The 20,675-nt window shown below is 70.3% G+C and carries 13 protein-coding genes and 1 pseudogene; 4 read left to right on the forward strand and 10 right to left on the reverse strand.

The window, feature by feature from the left end; translation table 11 throughout:
- Positions 1-2: 2 nt before the first annotated feature.
- On the reverse strand, positions 3-1,055 hold the full coding sequence (locus tag MYSTI_RS35125) for a hypothetical protein (protein ID WP_015352603.1): 1,053 nt from the start codon (positions 1,053-1,055) through the stop codon (positions 3-5).
- A 274-nt stretch (positions 1,056-1,329) separates the two neighbouring features.
- On the opposite strand from MYSTI_RS35125, the gene MYSTI_RS44020 reads away from it, so the two are divergent.
- Both MYSTI_RS44020 and MYSTI_RS35135 read left to right on the forward strand, forming a co-directional pair.
- Positions 1,330-2,637, forward strand: coding sequence for a hypothetical protein (locus MYSTI_RS44020; RefSeq protein WP_169558689.1), 1,308 nt, complete (start codon positions 1,330-1,332; stop codon positions 2,635-2,637).
- 65 nt (positions 2,638-2,702) lie between these two features.
- Positions 2,703-2,888 carry a hypothetical protein gene (locus tag MYSTI_RS35135; RefSeq protein ID WP_044282203.1) on the forward strand — a complete coding sequence of 62 codons (186 nt, stop codon included), beginning with the start codon at positions 2,703-2,705 and terminating at the stop codon, positions 2,886-2,888.
- A 7-nt stretch (positions 2,889-2,895) separates the two neighbouring features.
- Here the strand turns inward: MYSTI_RS35135 and MYSTI_RS35140 are convergent, their stop codons facing one another.
- Complete coding sequence (locus MYSTI_RS35140; RefSeq protein WP_233278060.1) at positions 2,896-4,140, reverse strand: hypothetical protein; 1,245 nt, start codon at positions 4,138-4,140, stop codon at positions 2,896-2,898.
- Between the two features lie 1,088 nt (positions 4,141-5,228).
- On the opposite strand from MYSTI_RS35140, the pseudogene sitI6 reads away from it, so the two are divergent.
- A pseudogene (gene sitI6, locus MYSTI_RS42435) lies at positions 5,229-5,948 on the forward strand (SitI6 family double-CXXCG motif immunity protein); the annotation flags it as partial.
- Positions 5,949-6,022: 74 nt separating this feature from the next.
- Here sitI6 and MYSTI_RS35150 read toward each other — a convergent pair.
- The 8 genes from MYSTI_RS35150 to MYSTI_RS35185 are packed head-to-tail and all read right to left on the reverse strand — an operon-like array spanning position 6,023 to position 18,421.
- On the reverse strand, positions 6,023-8,788 hold the full coding sequence (locus MYSTI_RS35150) for a VWA domain-containing protein (protein WP_015352607.1): 2,766 nt from the start codon (positions 8,786-8,788) through the stop codon (positions 6,023-6,025).
- Positions 8,785-10,515: a vWA domain-containing protein gene (locus MYSTI_RS35155; protein ID WP_015352608.1), complete on the reverse strand. Its 1,731-nt coding sequence runs from the start codon at positions 10,513-10,515 to the stop codon at positions 8,785-8,787. The genes MYSTI_RS35150 and MYSTI_RS35155 overlap by 4 nt, the downstream gene beginning before the upstream one ends.
- A complete protein-coding gene (locus MYSTI_RS35160) occupies positions 10,512-11,372 on the reverse strand; it encodes a DUF58 domain-containing protein (RefSeq protein WP_015352609.1) in 861 nt (286 codons plus the stop codon). Before MYSTI_RS35160 ends, MYSTI_RS35155 begins: the two co-directional genes overlap by 4 nt.
- Complete coding sequence (locus MYSTI_RS35165) at positions 11,369-12,880, reverse strand: ABC transporter permease (RefSeq protein ID WP_015352610.1); 1,512 nt, start codon at positions 12,878-12,880, stop codon at positions 11,369-11,371. The genes MYSTI_RS35160 and MYSTI_RS35165 overlap by 4 nt, the downstream gene beginning before the upstream one ends.
- Entirely contained in the window at positions 12,877-13,857 is a 981-nt protein-coding gene (locus MYSTI_RS35170) for an ABC transporter ATP-binding protein (protein WP_015352611.1), read from the reverse strand. Before MYSTI_RS35170 ends, MYSTI_RS35165 begins: the two co-directional genes overlap by 4 nt.
- Positions 13,854-15,638 (reverse strand): hypothetical protein, encoded by a 1,785-nt coding sequence (locus MYSTI_RS35175; protein ID WP_015352612.1) that lies wholly within the window; start codon positions 15,636-15,638, stop codon positions 13,854-13,856. Before MYSTI_RS35175 ends, MYSTI_RS35170 begins: the two co-directional genes overlap by 4 nt.
- A complete protein-coding gene (locus MYSTI_RS35180) occupies positions 15,631-16,629 on the reverse strand; it encodes an AAA family ATPase (RefSeq protein ID WP_015352613.1) in 999 nt (332 codons plus the stop codon). Before MYSTI_RS35180 ends, MYSTI_RS35175 begins: the two co-directional genes overlap by 8 nt.
- A gap of 19 nt (positions 16,630-16,648) precedes the next feature.
- Positions 16,649-18,421, reverse strand: a complete 1,773-nt coding sequence (locus tag MYSTI_RS35185) for a hypothetical protein (protein WP_015352614.1) — start codon at positions 18,419-18,421, stop codon at positions 16,649-16,651.
- Between the two features lie 287 nt (positions 18,422-18,708).
- Between MYSTI_RS35185 and MYSTI_RS35190 the strand changes: the two genes are divergently transcribed.
- Complete coding sequence (locus MYSTI_RS35190; RefSeq protein WP_015352615.1) at positions 18,709-20,670, forward strand: alpha-amylase family glycosyl hydrolase; 1,962 nt, start codon at positions 18,709-18,711, stop codon at positions 20,668-20,670.
- The last annotated feature ends 5 nt before the right edge of the window (positions 20,671-20,675 follow it).

Raw genomic sequence — 20,675 nt, forward strand, 5'->3', positions numbered from 1 at the left:
GGCTACAGCCAGTACATCTCGAAGCACGCGCCCACCGGACCCGCGCCGCTGTTGGGCGCCATGGGCGCGCTCACCCACGCACCGCCCACGCCGCACTGGCTCCACTGCTGATTGGACGAGGACTGCACGCACGTGCGCGCCGGCACCGAGCGGCCCAGCGTGGCGGAGGGGCACCACGGCCACTCCTGCGTGCAGGTGGTGGGCTTGTCCGTGCTGCCCGCCGAGAACGTGCCGCCCACGCACTGACGCCACATCGCGTCCGAGGAGCTCTGCACACAGCCCAGGTCCGGCACCGTCGTGCCCGCCGTCTCCGACACACAGCCCGTCGTCGGCCCGCCCCAGTTGAAGCCGCCCGACGCATAGCGGTTGTAGATGACCGACACCAGCGACGAGCCCCCCACCGTCGTGCGGCCACACTGCGTCGCGTACGCGCCCACCCACGGCGTATACGTGTACAGCGCCGCGGTGGCCTTGTTCGCGGGCTTCACCGAGCACGGGTCCAGCGTCGACTTCGTCGTCCCCACCTTCCAACCGGAGACCGTCGGCCGCCCCGCATCCAGGTCCGTGAAGTAGCCGCGCAGCTTCTTCGCCGAGCAGTCAATCTGCTTCCCGAAGCCGACGTACTGCGCATCACAGCCGCTGCTGTCCGGGCAGCCACAGCCCGTCGCCTTCGCCAGGTTGTTGGAGGTGCCGCTCTGCACCAGGCTCGACTCCACCTGGATGCGCGCCAGCATGTACAGCGGGCTGATGCCAGACGCCTTCGAGCGCTCCACGATGAGCGCCGCCGCCGTCTTGTTGCTGAACGCCGGGTCCTTGTACGTCGCCAGATACGAGCCCTGCTGCGTCAGGAACGCCTGCACCTGCTCGGTGGTGATCCACTGGTGGCCCAGCAGGTTCGAGTCCTCCAGGAGCCGGTGCATGTCGTACTTCACCGTCGCTTCCTGGAGCACCTGTCCGGTGAGCTCGTCGATGACCTCACCTTGCCCTTCATCGACGGGACCACAACCAACCGCCAGCACCACCGACACCACGAGACACCACAGTCGCAACGTCATCACGACCTCGGGGGGATGCGCCGCGCCCGTCGAGCAGCCCAGGCCACCCCTCGGGCTCGGCTGGGGGGGAACCGTCACGTCTACCCGGCTCGAATGTCACGACTCAAGAATTTCTTGCTTTCAATGATTGGCGGATTATTTCCGAACGATTGAATGACACACTGCGAGACCGTGGCAGCGCAAGACGCGCTCCGGGAGACATGTGCTCCTTGAGCCTCACGGGGATTGGCGCGCTAGCCTTTGGCCCACCATGCGCGAGCCCTCCCCCACGCGGATGAAGTGGCTTCTCCCTCTCACGGTGTCTCTCTTCATCCTGGGCGGCTGCCCCGGCTCAGGCGGAGAGAACCCTCCCCCCGAGAACGACGGAGGCACGAACACACCGGACGGCGGCGGCACCGGCAACCCCGACGGTGGCCCCACTGGCACCTCCTGCCTGAGCGAGCCGCTGCTCACGGCACTGGGGAAGAACCGGCTCCTCGTGGGCGCGCAGATGGAGGACCGCACGGCGGCGAGCGTGCCGTTCGACATGCGCTACCTGTACGTCGCGAGCGGACTGGTCGACTCGGCGAACGTGTGCACGTCGTGCACGACGGGATGCTCCACGAAGGGCACGTCCTGCGCGGGCGGCGGGTGCATGTGGTGGGGCTGCTGGCAGGACACCTCGCAGGCCCCCGGCGACTACGTGCGCGGCTTCGTGTCCCGGTCGGGCGACCGCCAGCAGATTCCCTTCATCACCTACTACCAACAGCTCTTGAGCAGCGGGAAGAACGAGGGCGAGCAGCAGCTCCAGTCGCTCAACGACGTGGCCCTGATGCGGCGCTACTTCGGTGACTGGCGCTTCACGCTGCAGCAGGTGGGCAACGCTCGCGCGCTGCTCCACATCGAGCCGGACCTGTGGGGCTACATCCAATTCTTCTCCCAGGGCAATCCGCGCACGGTGCCCGCGCAGGTGGCCAGCGCCAATCCCACGGACTGCGCGGGGATGGCGAACGATGCGTCGGGCTTGAGCCGGTGCATGATTGCGATGGCTCGCAAGTACGCGCCCAACGCGAAGGTGGGCCTGCACGCCAGCCCCTGGGCCACGCGCATCGACGTCTACACGAACACGAACACGTCCTTCGACGTGAACAGCGAGGCGCGGAAGGTGGCGGACTTCCTCCTGACGCTGGGCGCGGCGGACACCGACTTCGTGGTGGTGGAGGCATCGGACCGCGACGCGGGCTACTACGAGCAGCGGCAGAGCGAGAACACGTGGTGGGACACGGGGAACACCACCCTGCCCCACTTCCACCAGGCCTTCGGGTGGGCTCGCGCCATCTCCGAGCGGCTCCACAAGCCGAACTTCTGGTGGCAGCTCCCGGTCGGCAACATGAGCCTGCCGAACAGCGACACGAAGTGGCGGGACAACCGCGTGGACTATTTCTTCACGCACACCGCCGAGGTCGCCGCCTCCCACGCCGCCGGCTTCTCCTTCGGCGCGGGCAATGACGAGCAGACCACGCCGGAGACAGACAACGGCAACCTGGCCAACCGCGTGCGCGCGTACAGGAACGCCGGCGGGCAGGTGCCTTGCGTGCAGTGACCGCCTCGGACCTCGGGTGACACCGGAAACAGCCTCCGGTGTTTCACCTCCTCGGACGCACAGGGATGGCGCGTCCGGGGAGGCTCCATGTCTGTTGTTCGTTCCGCGCCCCCGTCGCGCGCTGGGGGAGCCATGGGCGCGAGGCAGGTCGGTTCGACTGGGGGCACGACATCGCCGTGGACAGCCGAGGCCAGGTCTACGTCGTCGACATCCGAGGCCACCGGGTGCGGAAGTTCCGCCCCGTGAAGTGATGCACGGTCAGAACAGGCGCGAGTAGGTGGGACGGGCCTCGGGCTTGGGGCTCCACCGCTTTCCATCGCGGGGCAGCCACAGCAGGTGGACGCGGGCAGCGGCGCCTTCGTAGCGGAGGCGGTGCTCGCCTTTGGACAGCGTGAGCTCGGGCTGGGTGACTCGGGCTCCGTCGATGAAGAGCGCGCCGGTGTCGAGCACGGAGGCGGGCTCGACGAAGTAGCGGCCCTCGCGCACCGCGAGGAAACGGTCCTCCAGCACAGCGCCAGGCGTGACGTCATAGCGCTGGCCCCACAGGAAGAGGTCTCCGTCGTAGGGCTGGTAGTACGTGTCGAGGAAGCGCCTCAACGCGGGCGGCAACCCCGACGTCCGCAGGTCGTCCACGCGGAGGACGCAGCCTCGCGCGAGCAGGGCTTCGGGAACCTCTCGCGACAGCTGGTCCGGGATGGCGCCTCGCAGATAGGCGTCCGTGTAGAAGTAGAAGTGCGCGTGGGGTCGGCTCACGTACCCGCCCGAGTTGTCATACGCGACGTCCTCGGGGCCCGTGAGGGTGGCGATGCTCGCGAGGACCTCTCGCTGACGGGTGTTGCCGTCACCGTCCAGCAAGGACTCCAGCCGGGTCCATTGCCAGCACAGCATCACGCCCAGGGCCACGCGGGCCACGATACGCGCCGGCCTCGAGCGCCACCCGCTCGACAGCACCCACACGCCCCGCGCCATGAACGGCGCGAGCACGCCCAGGAAGGGCAGCAGGCTGTATGGGAACGGAGCGCGCTGGAGTGCGTAGGAGCCGAACGTCGCGCCCACCGCGAGCAGCAACAGCAGGTCCGCGTCTCCCCAGCGCCCCGCTCCTTCGCGCCACCCTGCGCGCACGGAGCTCGCGAGTCCCAGCGCGGCCAAGGCGAAGAGCCAGGGTTGCTCTCGGACGATGGGCACTGCGTAGTCGCGCCACGAGAAGCCGGGATAGTGGCGCTGATGCTCCGCGGCCCACACGAAGCACCACTGCCACCAGGCGGACCAGGAGCTCGTCACCGTGAGGTACGCGGCCACACTCGCGAGCCCCACGCTCGCGCCCGTGATGAAGGCCCCGGGACACTGCACCTGCGCGGGGCGTCGGCCTCTCCTCACGAGGAGGTCCACGGCGAGCACGAGCCCGACGATGCCGCCGTAGAACAACACCTTCTGCGAGGCCCAGATGGCGGCGGAGAACAGCAGGCCCGCGAGGAAACCCAGCCCTCGCGTGCCGGGACGCACCGACAGCGCGGCGAGTGCCCCGAGGAACAGCGCGGTCGACAGCGCGTCGGGACGTATCTCCGTGGCGAAGCGCGTGAAGGGCGTCAGCGACAGGAGCAGGATGGGCGCGAGCCACATCGCGACCGGGCCCTGGCGGCGGTTGAGGATCGCAACCGAGACGCAGGTCCCCGCGAGCGGAACGAGCATCGCCGCGCGCAACGCGAGCACGGCGCGCGGGTCATCGCCGAGCAGCCAGAACAACGGCGCGAGTGCCTGGTAGAGGAGGGGGAGGTGGACCTCGAAGAAGTCGCGGTAGGGCACCTGTCCCTTCGCGACCAGCCAGGCGGCGTGGGCGTACTGGAACTCGTCGATGCTGAAGCCCTTGTGCAGCGCGAGCCGCGCGGCCTGGATGGCGAGCGCGAGGAGCACCAGGCCCAGCCCCACGAACCCCCAACGTGCGTACCTCATCGGCCGCCCTCATACCGCGAAACGCCAAGGACTCAGGGGTTCCCCTCGGGGTGGCGCTGACCCGCTGAGGTCTCAGAAATTCTGACAGGAAAGAATTATTCTGACCCAGTTGCGCATTCGGCTCTTCCCACGTATTACTTAGTTACCCTGTGAGCTTCATAGGGCGCGGGTCGCCCCATCCATCGTGATGACCCCTCCAAGACGGGGGCGGCCCGTACCACAGCTCACTGGATTCATCGCCAGCGCGAGTTGTTCCGCGCGGAGTCAGCATCTCGAGCATTCATCTGGCTTGGTGACGTTTCGTCCGGCGCGGGCCGCCTCATCCATCGTGATGACCCTCCAAGGCTGGGGGCGGCCCGTTCCACCACGGACACGCGAGTGTCCGCACGACGTTCGCAGCTCGATTCTTCATCCTGGCTTGGTTTCACCCTCGAGCGAGGGGCTGTGAGTTCTGTTCGGCGCGGGTCGCCCCATCCATCGTGATGACCCTCCATGTCGGGGCGGCCCGTTCCACTGAACTCCGAGACAAGCACCCGCACACGCGCGGGTTCCGACGCGGTGACGATGGGCTGTGCAAGCACGTCCCGGCCTCCCATTCGATGGGCCTCTCCCGTCGTATGCTCCAAGGTCTGGGACGTGACATGGGACGACTCTATTTGTTGGACGAGGATAGAGCCGCGGCTGCGAAGCTCGGCGGGGCGGTCAATGCCACACACCGGTGGCACCTACCGGGGCTCTCGAGATGCCCCACGTGCTCGGTGACCTGGGCCGGCGCGGGCCACTACTACCCGGGCGCGGACCTGTCACAACTCCCAGCCATGGGCGAGTTCGTACAGGCCCGACCCGAGCCCTTCCCCGAGTTCAGACGACTCCGAGAACTGGTGCGTCGTTTCGTCCCTGCGGGGGCCTCGCTCCCACCGGGGACGGGGCTTGGCCCCCTCGAGGGGACTTGCCGTGGAGAACTCGCGGACATTGTCTGGCTTGACGACGTGATGCTGGTGCATCGCGGCGTGCACGAAGAGCTCAAGGCATCCGGGCTTCGAGGCGTCGAGGGATATCCCACGGCCTTGCGCTTCCGGCAGAAGTCCCCACCCGAGCTCCTCGAGCTCCAGCTTGCCCCGCGTGGCCGACTGCATTCCGACTGCATGCCACCGGACCAGCCGCCCTCCTGCCTGGCGTGTGGAAGGTTTGCGCTCCGTTGGCCCGAACAGCCCATCCTGGATGGCGACACGCTCCCAGCCAATGTGGACCTGTTCCGAATCGGGAACTTCGCGACGAGGGTCGTCGCCACCGAGCGCTTCGTCGACGCGGTCTGCCACCTCTCGTTGGATGGACTGACGTGGCGAGAGATACCTGTGCGTACAAGCCGGGCTCCAGGGGACGAGCAGCGCCCATCCGCTGCTCGTCTCAGGCCAGGCGAGTGACCTCCAGCAACCTATCGGTCCAACCGTCGCCGCGAGCGCGCACGCGCGGCATCGAGCGCGGAGTCCACTCCGCCCTCTCGGGGCTTGGCTCCACTCTCGCTCACGGGACTCGGAGCCGCCTCTGGTGACGTGGACTCCGGAGGCCCCGAAGCCTTTGTCTCCACACGCACCGGCGCCACTGCGGGCGTGACGGGCGTCCCCGGGACTGTCGACGCTCCAGGCGCGGTGCGCGCCACCGCACGCTGTCTTGGCGCGGAGAGGAACCGACGCACGGCCACCTCCGCCAGCAACAGGGCCACGGCCAGCGACACCCACCAGGGGCCCAGCGCGCGATGGCCCTCGGACTCAGGCGCCTCCGCGAAGAGGCCCGTCATCGACAGCCGCTCCACGCCTCCGCCCACCGCCGCGACGGAGCGCAACAGGGCGAGTCCTTCCTTCGGACTCCCCGGCTCGAACTCCGGGGAATAGGGCAGCGCGACAGGAGGTGCTCGCAGCGCTCGCGTGCCCACTCGCACCACCGGATGCCACGTGCCACTGCCCTCCAGCGGGACCTCCGCCACCAGCCGGTCCTCATCCTCCCAGCGCATCGGGTACTCCACCGGCGCTGACTTCCCATCCCCCGCGAGCAAGGCCAGCGTGGGCGGCGTGCCCGGCAACGGCGCCTCTGGCGGCAGGTCCAGCGTCACGCGCAGCACATGCCCTCGCCGCTCCGAACGCACCACCGCATCGCCGAGCGGAGAAGCCCCCGCCATCGACCAGCGCACCATCGCCTCCAGCGCCGCCCTCAACGAGCCCCACTGACGCAGCTCCCCCGTGAAGGGACCGTCCACCTCCGCCGTGAACGCCACCGTGCGCCCCGCGCCCCGCGTCCACATCGCCAGCACCGGCGCCGCATGCGTGTCGAGCGTGCGCAGCGCCACGTTCGCCTGCGGCCTCAGGTACGTGAGGTTGTAGCCGCCCACCTGCGGCAGTCCCTCGGACGACAGCCGCCCCAGGAGCGGCAGGTCCGGCGCACCTTCCATCGACACGGGCTCATCGATGAACGTCGCCCGGGCAATCGCCAGCGTCTCCTGGCTGAAGACACGCGGCAGGCTCATCGCGTCCTCCGCGAAGTAGACGCGGCCTCCACCTCGCCGAGCGACCTCCCTCAACAAGTCCGCGTCCGAGTCCTTGGGCGTCCCCAACCCAATCACCGACACCGTCACCGACTCGCGCTTCAGCGCGGCCAGCGTGGCGTGGTAGTCATCGGGCTCCTCGGAGTCGGCCGCGTCGGCGAAGAGCAGCACGTGCCGCGTGGGCTTCTCGCTCTTGAGAATCTGCTTCCGGCCCGAGCGCAGCGCCTCGCCCACGTAGATGCCGCCACCTCCGCTGAAGCCTCGCGACACCTTGTCGTAGGGAAGCCCCTCATTCACCGAGCTGAGCGGGAAGATTTCGTGCGTCTCCGTGTCCACCATGTGCACGGACGCTTCGTCCTCGGGATTCAACAGCGCGAGCGCCCCGACAACCCCCTCCGCCGCCAGCTCCATCTTCGTGCGCCCATCCGCCACGCTCGCGCCCATCGAGCACGAGCAGTCCATGAGGATGCTCATGGCGATGGACGCCCGCCGCTGCTCCTCGCGCATCTCCAGCGACACGGGCAACAAGGGCTCCACGGGCGAGCGGCGGTAGCCGCCTTCACCGAAGCTCTCCCGCCCTCCCGTCATCACCAGCCCGCCCCCCGCCTGCTCCACGTACGACGCGAGCGCATTGAGGCCCGGCTCCCCCAACGTGTTCGCATCCACGTTCTCCAGCACGACGGCGCCCACGCCATCCAGTTCGTCCAGCGAGAGCCGGAAGGGCGCGCGGACCTCCACCCACAAGCCCGCCGCGGAGAGCGCCTGCGCGAGAGTGCCCTTCGGCTGATTCGTCAGCAGCAGCACCCGCCGAGGCCCCTCGACGCGCAGCACCGCGAGCCCCCGGTCGTTCTCCGGCACGCCGTCACCCGGCGTCTCGATGACGAGCTGGTAGCGCACGAGCCCCGGCTCCTCCACCAGGTCCCTCAAGGGCAACACATTCGCCCCCGGCTGGAAGTGGAAGGGCCCCTTCACCAACACGCGGCCATTGCGCTCCAGGCGCACCGTCCCCGTGACGGCGGCGGTGGACTGCACCGTCGCCGAGAACTGGAAGGGCTCTCGCACCGCCACGCTGGCCGGGACATCCAGCGAGACCACCGCCACATCGAGCGGAGGCTCGGGGCGTGAGAGCTGACGCCAGTCCACGGCGATGCCTCGGGCCGCGAGCCTGCGCGCGGCGCCTCGTGCGTCCGTCCCCGTGGCCCTGCCATCCGAGAACACGAGCACGCGTCCCGTGCGCTCCCGAGGAATGAGCGCGTTCGCCGCATCCAGCGCGGAGGACAGGTCCGACGCCTCCGTGTCCACCGTGCGCGTGAAGCCTCCAAAGCCTCCCGCCGAGGACAAGGGCTGCTCCACCCGCGCCTCTCGACCGAACGCGATGACGCCCACCCGGTCTCCCGGACGCCGCTCCCGCTCCAGGTTCGAGATGAGCTCCTGGGCCGTGCGGTCCACATCCCGAGGCATCGACGCGGAGCGGTCCACCACGACCACCACGTCACTGCCCGCGTCCTCCCGCCGCAGCTCCGGCCCCGAGAGCGCCCCCACCACGAGCACCAGCAGCGCGCCCCGCAACCACATGGGCGGGCCGGGCCGACGGCCGTACTTCCAGAGGAAGAGCCCCAACGGCAACAACAGCAACCACGCATGCGGGAGGGAGAAGGTCATGACGCCCGCCTCGTGACGTAGAAGTCGCCCACCAGCGCCAGGAGCAGAATCACCAGCGGCCAGCGCGCCCGGTCCGAGGTCTTCGTGCGCTCATCCTCCGCCCCCGCCTCGCGCGCGGCGAGCTCCACGCTCCCTCGTCCGCGCAGCTCCGACTCACGCGCGTCCAGCGCCAGGACCTCCGCCGTGTCCACCGTGTCTCCATCCCGCTCCAACACATAGCGCCCCGGCACCACCGGAGGCGGCAGGCTCACCGCGCCCGCGCCGAAGACGGGCCGGCTCCCCTCCGGTCCCACCAGCGCGTAGCGCTCGCCAGGCAGCGTCACCACCTGGAGCGGCTCGCCCAGGGTCAGCTGTCGGCGCGCGAAGCCCTCTCGCGAGCGACGGGCTTCACGCACCAGGTTGCTCATCAACACGGGCCAGGCGGACACGCGCTGCACGTTCGAGCGCGCCAGGTCCAGGTTGAGGTGGATGCGGCCCTCGTCGTCCTCGGACACCAGCACCGCGTCGCCCGCCGTGACGATGGGGCGCCCAGGAGGATTCGCCCCCGCCGACCAGCGCACGCCCCCGAGCTGCACGTCGTCCAGCAGGGGATGTCCCTTCTCCGTGAAGAACGGACCCACGAAGGTCCGCGGCTTGCCCGTGGACCCCAGCGTCACCTTCGCATCCGTGCCGTGCGGCCCGATGAGCAGCGGCTCTCCAGTCTCCGCGCCGCGAGCCATCTCGGGGGAGGCCTCGAGGAAGCGCTCCACCGCGTCGCGCTCGAGCGCCCCCAGTCCCTGCGCCAGGCTCACCGCGACCGGCCGCGCGGGCGAGGCTCGCAGCAACGCACGGCCATCGTCGGGGAGCGCATCATCCGGGAGCGAGACCTCCACATCCCCCGCGTTCTGGAAGGTGAAGCGCACCGTGGTGGCCTCGGCGCCAGCGAGCGCCACCTGCTCGACCCGCTCGGTGCCCTGCTTCGCATCCGCGCCCGGAAGCGCTCGCATCCGCACCGCGACGGATTCCGGCCCCGCGCCGAAGCGGGCCACGCGCAACGTCACCGTCGCCGTGCCTCCTTCGTCCTTTCGCTGCGCGGAGATGAGCGCCACGTTGTCGTGCGGCGCGCCCAGCGCCGTCCAGCGCACCAGCCCCGGCAGCACCAGCCCCTCCGTCGGCGCCGCATCCGTGAAGAAGGCGACCTGCGCGCCGGGGCCCGCGAGCTCCTGGGCCCACAGCAGCGTGGGCAGCGGGTCGTGGTCCGCGCCTCGCGCCTCGAAGGACTCCAACGCAGCCAAGGCGCGAGACGGCTCCGCCTCCGGACCCGCGAGCACACGCGGCGCCGCACCTGACGCCAGCAGCGTCACGTGGGTCGCGGAAGCCTGCTCCACGCGCCGGGCCACCTCGCGGCGCGCGAGCTCCAGCACCGTGACGCCCTCCGGCCCTCGCGCGGACATGGACAGGCTCCCGTCCACCACGAGCACGAGGTGCCGGACCCGGGCCTTCTCCCCCAGCCGGAGGTCCGCCAGGTACAGCGCCGCCGCGATGAGCGCCAGCACCTCCAGCAGCAGCGACAGCTCTCGCGTGAAGCGCTCCCAACGGGGCCCCGCCTCCGCGCGAGGCCGAGGCGTCCGCCACAGGAACAGCGCGCTCACCACCACCGGCTTCTGCCGACGACGCAGGAAGTACGCCGCCACCAGCGGCACCAGCGCCCCCAGCGCCAACAAGCCCCACGGGGAGCCGAAGCTCACGCCCCACCTCCCGCCACGAAGAGCGGACGCAGCGGGCCCATCACCAGCGAGGCCAGCGGCTGCGTGGCCTCCGCCGTGAGCAGCACGCCCCGCGCACGCGACGCCGCGGCCCGCAGCTGACGCTGATGCTCCCCGAAGCGCCGGGCATACGCGGCCAGCACCTCCTCCGTCAGCAACTCCTCCAACGCCGCCCCACTCTCCGAATCCACCAACCGAGCCCCCTCCCCCCCCGACGGCTCCACGTCCTCCGCGTCCAACACCTGCACCAGGAAGACCCCCGCCGCGCCTCGCGACAACCGGGCCGCCAGCGCCGACAGGTCCGCCTCGAACAGGAAGTCACTCACCACCACACGCATGCCGCAGGGCCTCGGCGGAGGCAGCCGCGCCAGCGCCGACGCCAGGTCGTCCCGCGCATCGAACTCCAACCGCCGCAGCAACGTCCGGCACGCGGGCCCCTGCGTCCGCTCCGGCCGCGCGCCCGTCACCATCAACGTGGGACTCAGCCCCTGCCTCGCCCCCACTTCACACGTCAGCAGCGCCACCTCGCGCGCGCGCGCGGCCTTGCGCGGGGACAGCGCCATGGAGCGCGACCCATCCAGCACCACCTCCACCCGAGGAGACACCTCCTCCTGACGCACCCGCAGGATGAGCTCGTCGGTCCGCGCCACCGCGTTCCAGTCCAGCTGCCGCAGGTCATCTCCCGGCTGATACGTGCGGAAGTCATGCAGCTCCAGCGAGCCGCCCACGGACGTGGCTCGGACCTCCCCCACGCGGCCACGGTGAGGACCTCGCGGCAGTGCCAGGGCGAGCCCCGGCACCAGCCGCCCCACCGCGGCTTCGTCCCAGGCGTCGCTCACGACCGATGCGCCCACTTCTCACGCGCGCTCAGGACCCGGTCCGCCAGGAAGGCCATGATGAGCGACACCGCCACCACGATGCCCACGTGCCGCCACGACATGAGTGCACGGCTCATCCCATCGTCGTAGTCCGTGGAGCTGAAGAGGTTCATCCCCACCACCGGGTTCAGGAGGTTGAGGTCCACATGCGCCGTATCGAGCCCCAGGAACGCCGCCACCAGCGGAGGCACTCCGGAACCCAAGCCCACCAGCACCCCAATCAACACCCGCACCGCCGCCGGCGAGGAGAGCCGGTCCGAGCTCCCCATCCGTCCCACCACAATCCCCAGTGACAGGTAGAGCAGGACATACGCCGGCATCACCACCGTCATCATCCGGCCGATGAGGGTCTTCGTGAGCCCGTCATCCCAAGCCCACTCAATCCCCAGCCACACCGCGCACCAGCCCACCAGCAGCAGCACCGTCAACCGGAAGCCTCGCAAGGCCCCGGGGCGGAACAGGGAATAGAACCGCGTGGCGGGACGCAGCGCGCGCGCCTGGCCATCCACATCCGTCGCCACGAAGAGGCACACGAGCCCCAGGTGCAGGGCACCGATGACGCCGAAGATCTCCGCCACATCGGACTCGAAGCCGGAGTTCCACCAGAGCAACAGGCCGCCCACCAGCGCAATCCCCATCTGCCCCACCACCGCGCGCCGAGGCCCTTGCGTGTAGTTCTCCGTGGAGAGCGACAGCCGGGACACGGCCACCTCGAACAGCAGCCACGCCTCCGCGAACATCCACACCAACGAGAAGGCCACGGACTTCGCCACGTCGTCCCAGTGCAGGAGGCGGCTGCCCGACTCCATCCACACCCCCGTGCTGATCATCACCGACCCCCAGCCCACGGCCAGCGCGCCCAGCACCGCGAAGTGAATCAACGCACGGCCCATCCGGCCGTCCGCCAGTGTCGCGGCACACACCGCCACCACCGTCAGGAACAGCAGCCACGCGCCCCCCAGCCCCAGCACCAGGAGGATGGTCGGGAGTGAAATCCCGTTGAGGTAGTAGCTGAACAACAGGAAGGGCCCCACCGCCGAGGCATACAGTCCCGCCTGCACCAGGAAGGACGTCATCTTGCCTCGCAGAATCTTCCGAGGCCCCAGGCCCGTCAGCACCAACAGCACCCACGTCTCGTCGTCGCGCTCACGCGCCAACGAGCGATACGCGCTGTACGGAATGACGATGAAGTGAACCACCGACAGGCAGGTGAAGTACGCCAGGAAGAAGCCCTGGCCGTGCTGCGTGAAGGCCGCGTCGCGCGTCTCCACGAAGGCGATGAGCGACAGCACGACACACGCCACCAGCATCAGCCCGAAGCACACCCAGAAGACCCGGGTGCGCAGGCCCTGACGGACCTCCTTCACCACCAGCGGGTTGAGCCGGTCTCCCCACTTCTCCTGAAAGGAGCTGGCGCTGGAGGACTGCTCCTCCGCGCGCTCCGCCACCACCACCGCGGGCGAGTTCAAGCCAACCTCCCCTTCGTCACCGTCATGAACGCGTCCTCGAGGTTGCGCTCCCTCGGACCAAAGGCACACACCGGCAGGCCCGCCGTCACCAGCACCGCCAGGAGCGCCGCCGCCGCGTCGGGAGGCCTCACCTCCGCCCCCGGCTCCAGCGCCAGGCTCACGCGCAGCGACTCGGCCTCTCGCGCGACTCGCGCCACGCGGGGCTGCTCCAACAACAGCCGCTCCGCGCGCGACCACACCGCCTCCGCGTCCGCGCCCACCGCGAAGCGCACCGACAGCTCCACCTCGGTGACGCTGGCGCCCTGCTGGAGGATGTCCCCCACCTTGCCCGTGGCGAGCAGGCGACCCTGCTCGATGATGGCGCAGGTGTCACAGATTTCCGCCAGCTCCGTGAGGATGTGGCTGGAGATGATGACCGCCTTGCCCTGGTCCGCCAGCGCGCGCAGCAACTCGCGCAGCTCGATGCGGGCACGCGGGTCAAGGCCGTCCGCGGGCTCGTCCAGGAGCAACAGCTGCGGGTCGTGCAGCAGCGTGCGCCCCAGCGCCACGCGCTGCCGCATGCCCTTCGACAGCGCCGTGGTGAGCTTGTCCGCCAGCGGCCCCAGCCCCGTGAAGCCCATCACCGAGTCCACGCGCTGCCGCCGCTTCGCGCCCGTCAGGCCATACGCCCGCGCGAAGAAGTCCAGGAACTCGTAGACGGTGACGTCGTCGTAGGTGCCGTACCGGTCCGGCATGTAACCGATGAGCGGACGCACCCGGTCCGGCGTGTCCACCAGCGAGTGTCCGCCGAGCAGCACCTCGCCCGACGTGGGTGAGTCCAGCGTGGCCAGGATGCGCAGCGTGGTGCTCTTGCCCGCGCCGTTCGGCCCGATGAAGCCCAGGATGCTCCCGGCCTCCAGCTGGAAGGTCACGTCATCCACCGCCCGCAGCGCGCCGTAGTCGCGCCGCAACCCCTTCACCTCCAACAACGCACTCATGGCCGCACCTCGCCGCGAATCAGATGCGCGGCGCCATTCAGCTCCGCGGGCATGCTGCTGCTGGGCATGGGACCGGGCCCGCCCACCCGTGCGATGAACTCCCCTTCAACCAGGTCCGCGCGGAAGGACTGCACCGCGCCCCAGAGTCGCCGCTCGACTCCGGCCTCGAACGCGCGGCTCACCAGGGCATGCGCCACGTTGTCCGCTTCCGGCTCCGCTTCGGGCGTGCCCGTCCCCTCCTCGCCTTCCTTCAACGCGGGCACCCGCCACAGCGTGCCTCCCAGCCGCACGAACCCTTCCTCCAGCGGCGCCCCCAGCGCGTTCTGCACTCGCACCGAGTCGCCCTCGCGCTTCGCCACCAACCGAATCCTCGAGGGAACCACCGCGACCTCTCCCCACTCGCGATAGGTGCGCGACGGCACGAACCCGCTGCCCATCGTGAGCCCGCCCGTCCAATCCATGTCCGCCAGCTCCCCCGCGCTCTCGACGGGCGGCAGCATCACGGTCGACACAGGCAACTTCAGCGGTTCCGGTGACAGGTTCGCGTACCAGGCGCCCAGCCCCACCGTCGCCGCGCGAGACCTGGCACCATCCAGCCACGTCAGGCTGTAGCGCGCGGTGTGCAGGGCGAAGCCATCCACCAACACGGACCAGGCGATGATGGCCAGGCACGTCACCGCCGAGACCACTGGCACCGCGAGCAGGACCGCCAAGGGGCCTCGGCGCCTCGCCAACATCCAGGCCCCAGGCCCCGCCAGCAGCGCGAAGGCACTGATGAGCAGCAGGAAGCGACCCAGCGGTGCACGCGCGCTCGACAGCAGCGGCACCAGGTCCGAGCCCATCGACATGTGAGGCTGGATGCCCACGGGATTCACCGGGCCCATGGGGTCCGCGGGGTCACGACTCAAGACCTCGCGCACCAGCCCCTGGCACTCGAGCCCCGGGGTCGCACAGCTCACCACGGAGCCAAAGCCATAAGGCACGGTGGGGGAGGACCCCGCCTTCCAGAGCGGCAGGTACGTCTCCAGGCCTCGCGCGGGACGCGTGATGACGAGCCGTCCGCCCGACATGACATACGACTCGAGCGCGGCCCACACCTCCGCGGGGAGCTTCGAGGGCTCGCCCGTCAGCATCACGGCGCGAAAGCCCGCGTAGAGGGCCAGGTCGCGTGGGGCATCCACGAGGTCTTCGATGAAGCGCGCGGCGAGGAGGCTGTCCGCCGCGTCTTCGTTCTTCGGGACGTCCACGGCGGACTCGAAGGACTTCGGAGTCCCCAACACCAACACCGGCTCGGAGCGGTCGCTGTCCGGGTAGAGCGTGTCGACGATGGGGTCCAGCCCCGCGGCTTCGATGGTGAGCTGGCCGGAGTACCAGGCGATGGGCAGGGGCAACCACACGACGACCCGCTGACGGGCTCCCACCTCCACGCGGCGCTCGACGGTGTGCGAGACCTCCCCAGCGGAGGGCTGGAACGACAGGCGAACCGGGAGCGCCTTGGGCCCCTGGTTGTGCAGCACCACGTCCACGGCCCAGTACCCTTGCAGCGGCCTCAAGGCGTCGCGGCGCATCGTGACGCGCAGCAGGCCCCGTGAATGCGAGAGCGTCGAGCCGGTCGCGTCGCGATAGCCCGTCACCTCCGGGGCAGCCGCCGCGGCGGCAGCGGCGGCCTCGGCGGCGACATCCACGGCTTCGACGGCCATGGCTTCGACGGGGGCGGTGGGCGCTGGCTCGGGTGACGTGCCCAGCAGCAGCCACAGCGACAGCATCGCGACGCTAGTCACGCGGCACCTCGGGCACGGCCTGGAGGAGCGCGCGCACCACGTCTGGAGAGGACACCTTCTCCAGCGACGCCTCGTAGGCCAGCACCAGCCGGTGGTTGAGCACGGCCGACGCGGTGGCCACCACGTCATCGAAGCCCACGTTGGGGCGACCTCCCAGCAAGGCCCGCGCACGGCCCGCCGCCGCGAGCGCGAGCGCCGCGCGAGGGCTCGCGCCATAGCGCACGAACCGGCGGACAGCCTCCGGCGCGGAGGCCTGGCGGGGGTCGGTGGCTTCCACCAGCCGGCCGATGAAGTCCGCCACCGGCCCGGGCAGGTGGACCCGGTCGGACGCGGCGAACAAGCGCGCGAGTCCTTCTCCATCCAACACCGGCGAAAGCTCCGGAGGCGCGCCGCGCACGCGCGTGGTGAGCAGCGTGCGCAGCGTCTTCGCGCCCACGGGCGGCACCTGGATGCGGAAGAGGAAGCGGTCCAGCTGGGCCTCGGGCAGCGGGTAGGTGCCCTCCAGCTCGATGGGGTTCTGCGTGGCCAGCACGAAGAACGGGTCCGGCAGCGGACGCGTCTGACCGAGCACCGTCACGCGGCGCTCCTGCATGGCCTCCAGCAGCGCGGCCTGCGTCTTGGGACTGGAGCGGTTGATTTCGTCCGCCAGCACGAGGCTCGCGAAGAGCGGGCCCTCGCGGAAGACGAAGTCCCGGCGGCCCTCGCCCTCCAGCACGTAGGTGCCGGTGATGTCACCGGGCAGCAGGTCCGGGGTGAACTGGATGCGGCGGAAGGGCAGCGCGAGCAGCCGCGCCAACGACTTGCACAGCTCCGTCTTGCCCAGACCCGGCAGGCCCTCCAGCAGCACATGTCCGCGCGCGAGCACCGCGACGACCACCTGCTCGACGACCGACTCCTGGTCCAACAGCACCGTATTCAGGTGCTCCTTGAGCCGGTTCGCGACCTCCGCCGCCCCCTGGGCCTCGGCGGGACTGAGAAGCTCCGCTGCCACGTGTGTCTCCCCTTCCAAGCTACTTGCCACCAAAGTACCGCTTCACCAGCTCCCGGTTGCGCGGCAACAACGGCTGCGCTCCCGGCCCCTCTGTCGCCTCGCCCTGGGCACTCGTCCCTCGCGAGCCCCCGGCCCCCATCGTGCCCGAGCTTCGCAGCGGGTCCGCCGCTTGAAGGCCCCAGAGCTCGCCGGCCTCTCCTCCCTGCCCCTCCGGAAGCGGCTCGAACGCCAACCGCTCCGGGTCCATCTCCGCGCCACCACCGAACACGAGGGGGTTGTGTCCACCGCCCTCCGCGCCGGTTCCTACCTCGTTGGAGCCCGAGCGGGTCTCGACAGCGCGACTCGCATGGCCTTGTCCCGAGCGCCCGCCCCGCTGACCGCCCTCGCCCTCGGAGCGGCCCTGCCCCTCTCCCTGCCCCTCTCCTTGCCCCTCGCCTTGCTGACCCTGCCCCTGTTGGCCTTGCTGGCCGGGGCCTCGCGAGCCCTGCCGCGTCCCGCGTGAGCCCGGCTGTTGTCCGCGAGCCCCCGAGCGCCGCGAGTTCGCCTGGGCGCTCTCGCCCTGCCGCGAGTCGAAGGGCTGGGACAGCGATTGACGACGCCGCTCCAACGACTGGCGCAGGTCTGAAATCTGGTCCACGGAGCCGGAGGATTGAGCACGCGCCCGCGCCCGCTGCGCCGAGGACTCGCCCGACTCCGAGCCTTCACGCGACCCTGGGTTCGCCTGTCCCCGCGTGCCCTCGCGAGCGCCGGTGTTCGCTTGTCCCTGTGAGCCCTCGCGCGAGCCCGTGTTCGACTGGCCCTGCGTGCCTTCGCGAGCGCCCGTGTTCGCCTGTCCCTGTGAGCCTTCACGCGCGCCCGTGTCCGACTGTCCCTCCGTGCCTTCGCGCGATGCCGACTGCGTGCCGGAGTTCGCCTCACCCGACGGTCCCTCCGTGCCTTCACGTGAGCCCGGGTTCGACGCCGAAGCCTGTTCTTCCGTTCCCGACTGCGCGTCGTCCAGCGCCATGAGCGCGCGCTCCAGCGCCTCGCGCTCACGCGACGAGGACTCGGCACCTCCCGCCGCGCCCAGCGCATCCTCCAGGTCGCGCGCGGCCTCGGCCGCCTTGGACAGGTGCGCGGCGGCCTCGGCGGCGCGTTCAGCCAGCCGCTGCTCCAGCGAGTCCGCGGCCTCCCAATCCGCCGAGTCGAAGCGCCCCGCCGCCACCTCTTCGGCCAACCGACGCAGCTCCTCCTCCACCGCCGCGCCCAACGGCTCCTCGCGCGCCAGGGCCTCCGCTTGCGCCTGCACCGCGTCCACCTTCGCCGCGGCCGCCGCATGAACGGGACGCGCGCCCCGCAGCGCGGGAAGCGGCAGGAGGAAGCCCACGAGCAGGAACAGCAGCGCGCCCACGAGCGCCGCCACGGGACGCCGCCACGGCAACTCCGGGAGCTTCACCTCCCGGGCGAGCTGGTTGACGGTGAGCTCCCACTCCCCCACGGGGCGCTCCATGCGCGTGAGGAGCAACCCACCCGCCTGTGCCGAGCGGTCCGCGAGCACGGCGGCGTACTCCAGCGAGACACCGCGCGAGCGAGCACGCACCCACCACCACGAGAGTCCCGCGAGGACGAGCGGAGGAAGCGCCCAGACCAGGTTCCCGCGCAGGAGCATCCGCGCCAGCACGCACGCGGTGACGGTGGCCCAGGCCGGAGCCAGCCCCGCCTCGGTCCAAGCGAGGGCATTGAGGCGTCGGCGCACGCGCCGCACCGGAGCGAGCACCAAGGCCTGGAGACGACGTTCTTCGCTGGCGGCCATGACGTGGGGTTCGGTCGAGCCCCTGGTGAGTCCACGGGGCGGCGAAGGACCAGTGTCGAACACTCGGACGGCGGCGACAAGCCGCTCGGTGCGGCCCGTCGAAAAGCCCTGCCTGGCGGCTCGCGTGTCTCGCTGAACGGTCGCCTGCCTCCGGCGTGCGAACCCCGCCTGCTCACTGCCATGAATTGAACGCGCACGCTCGGGAACCGAGTTGCCCTGGATGCCCTTCCACTGTCGGAATGGTGCACAGGGAGTGACGTCCGCGTTCCGGGGGGGACACCATGTCGATGCGAGAGACGAAGCAGGGCGAGCCACGCCGGCCGCGCAAGGACTTCAGCGAGACCGCGTGCGAGGCACGCAACAACGAGGTGGTGCAGCGCACCGCGCGCTCGCGGGCCGCACCGGAGCTCTTCGGCCCCGCCGACCAGCTCCAGGTCCCCGACTTCCTCACCGCCATCGTCCCGCTGGAGCCCGTGCCGGAGCCCTCCTGGCGCCCGGGCATGGGCGCGATTCCCTACGACGGCGGCACCACCTTCCGGGTCTGGGCGCCCTATGCGCAGCGGGTGCAGGTGGTGGGCGACTTCAGCCATTGGCACGCGGTGGAGCTCGCCCGCGAGCCGTCGGGCAACTTCTCGCGAGACATCGCCAGCGCGGGCAACGGACAGCAGTACCAGTTCATCATCCAGGGCCGCTATGGCGACTGGCGCTGGCGCAATGACCCGCGCGCCTCCGACGTGACGCACTCCACGGGCAACAGCGTCATCCTGGACCACCGGGACTTCGTCTGGCGCTTCGACGGACTGTTCCAGATGCCGGCGCCGCACGAGGCCGTCATCTACGAGCTGCACATCGGCACGTTCAACGACTCGCCGGGCTGGGGGCCGGGCCATTGGCTGAGCGCCATCGACAAGCTCGACTACCTGCGGGAGCTGGGCGTCAACCTGGTGGAGCTGATGCCGTCGGCCGAGTTCGCCGGTGACTTCTCCTGGGGCTACAACCCCACCTTCCCCTTCGCGCCGGAGAGCGCGTACGGCACCCCCAACGACTTGAAGCGCTTCGTGGACGAGGCGCATCGACGCGGCATCGGCGTCATCATGGACGTCGTCTACAACCACCTGGGCCCCAGCGACCTGCCGCACTGGGACTTCGACGGGGAGACGCTGGGCCGGGGCGGCGTGTACTTCTATCCGGACTGGCGCGCGAGCACGCCGTGGGGCGACACGCGCCCGGACTACGGCCGCTCCGAGGTGCGCGACTACCTGCGCGACAACGCCCTCATGTGGCTGCGCGAGTACCACATGGATGGGCTGCGCGTGGACGCGACGAAGGAGATTCGCACCGCCAGCGGCGTGGACAATCCCGCGGGTTGGGAGCTCTTGCGCTCGCTCACCGAGGCGGTGAAGCGCGAGTTCCCGTGGAAGCTCCTCATCGCCGAGGACATGGCGGCCAACCCCGCTGTCACCCACCCGCAGGGAGCGGGCTTCGATGCGCAGTGGGACGCGGCCTTCGTGCACCCGATGCGCGCCGCGCTCATCGCGCCCTTCGACGAGTGGCGCGACCTGAACGCCGTCCGCGACGCGCTGACCTTCCGCTACAACGGCCGGAGCACGCAGCGCATCGTCTACACGGAGAGCCACGACGAGGTGGCCAACGGCCGCAGCCGACTTCCCACGGAGGTCTCCCCGTACAACCCCGGTGACGTGCTCGCGAAGAAGAAGGCCCTGCTGGGCACGGTGCTGACGCTCACCGCGCCGGGCATCCCCATGCTCTTCATGGGGCAGGAGTTCCTGGAGGACGGGCACTTCGACGACGGCGAGCCGCTCGACTGGGGCAAGGCCGGGTGGTTCGGCGGAATCCTCCAGGCCCACCGGGACCTCATCCGGCTGCGCCGCAACTGGCACGACACCACCGCGGGCCTGCGCGGCGAGCACGTCCACGTCTTCCACCTCAACCACGACGACAAGGTGCTGGCCTTCCACCGCTGGGAGGACGGCGGGCCGGGTGACGACGTGGTGGTCATCGTGAACCTGGGCCACCGCGCCTTCTCCGGGTACGCGCTGGGCCTGCCCTCGGATGGCCCGTGGCGGGTGCGCTTCAACGGGGACTGGCAGGGCTACTCGCCGGACTTCAGCGGCACCTCCGTCCAGGACGTCTGGGGGGAATGGAGCGGACGGGATGGCATGCCCGCGAGCGGCCAGTTATCTCTAGGGGCATACAGCGCGGTCATCCTCTCGAAGGACCGCGGCTGACCCGG

The sequence above is a fragment of the Myxococcus stipitatus DSM 14675 genome (assembly GCF_000331735.1).
Lineage (GTDB): Bacteria > Myxococcota > Myxococcia > Myxococcales > Myxococcaceae > Myxococcus > Myxococcus stipitatus.

Bases quoted from the DNA above. Each gene is read 5' to 3' on its own strand.
- MYSTI_RS35125 (WP_015352603.1), bottom strand. From the start codon at position 1,055: ATGACGTTGCGACTGTGGTGTCTCGTGGTGTCGGTGGTGCTGGCGGTT.
- MYSTI_RS44020 (WP_169558689.1), top strand. From the start codon at position 1,330: ATGAAGTGGCTTCTCCCTCTCACGGTGTCTCTCTTCATCCTGGGCGGC.
- MYSTI_RS35135 (WP_044282203.1), top strand. From the start codon at position 2,703: ATGGCGCGTCCGGGGAGGCTCCATGTCTGTTGTTCGTTCCGCGCCCCC.
- MYSTI_RS35150 (WP_015352607.1), bottom strand. From the start codon at position 8,788: ATGACCTTCTCCCTCCCGCATGCGTGGTTGCTGTTGTTGCCGTTGGGG.
- MYSTI_RS35170 (WP_015352611.1), bottom strand. From the start codon at position 13,857: ATGAGTGCGTTGTTGGAGGTGAAGGGGTTGCGGCGCGACTACGGCGCG.
- MYSTI_RS35185 (WP_015352614.1), bottom strand. From the start codon at position 18,421: ATGGCCGCCAGCGAAGAACGTCGTCTCCAGGCCTTGGTGCTCGCTCCG.
- MYSTI_RS35190 (WP_015352615.1), top strand. From the start codon at position 18,709: ATGCGAGAGACGAAGCAGGGCGAGCCACGCCGGCCGCGCAAGGACTTC.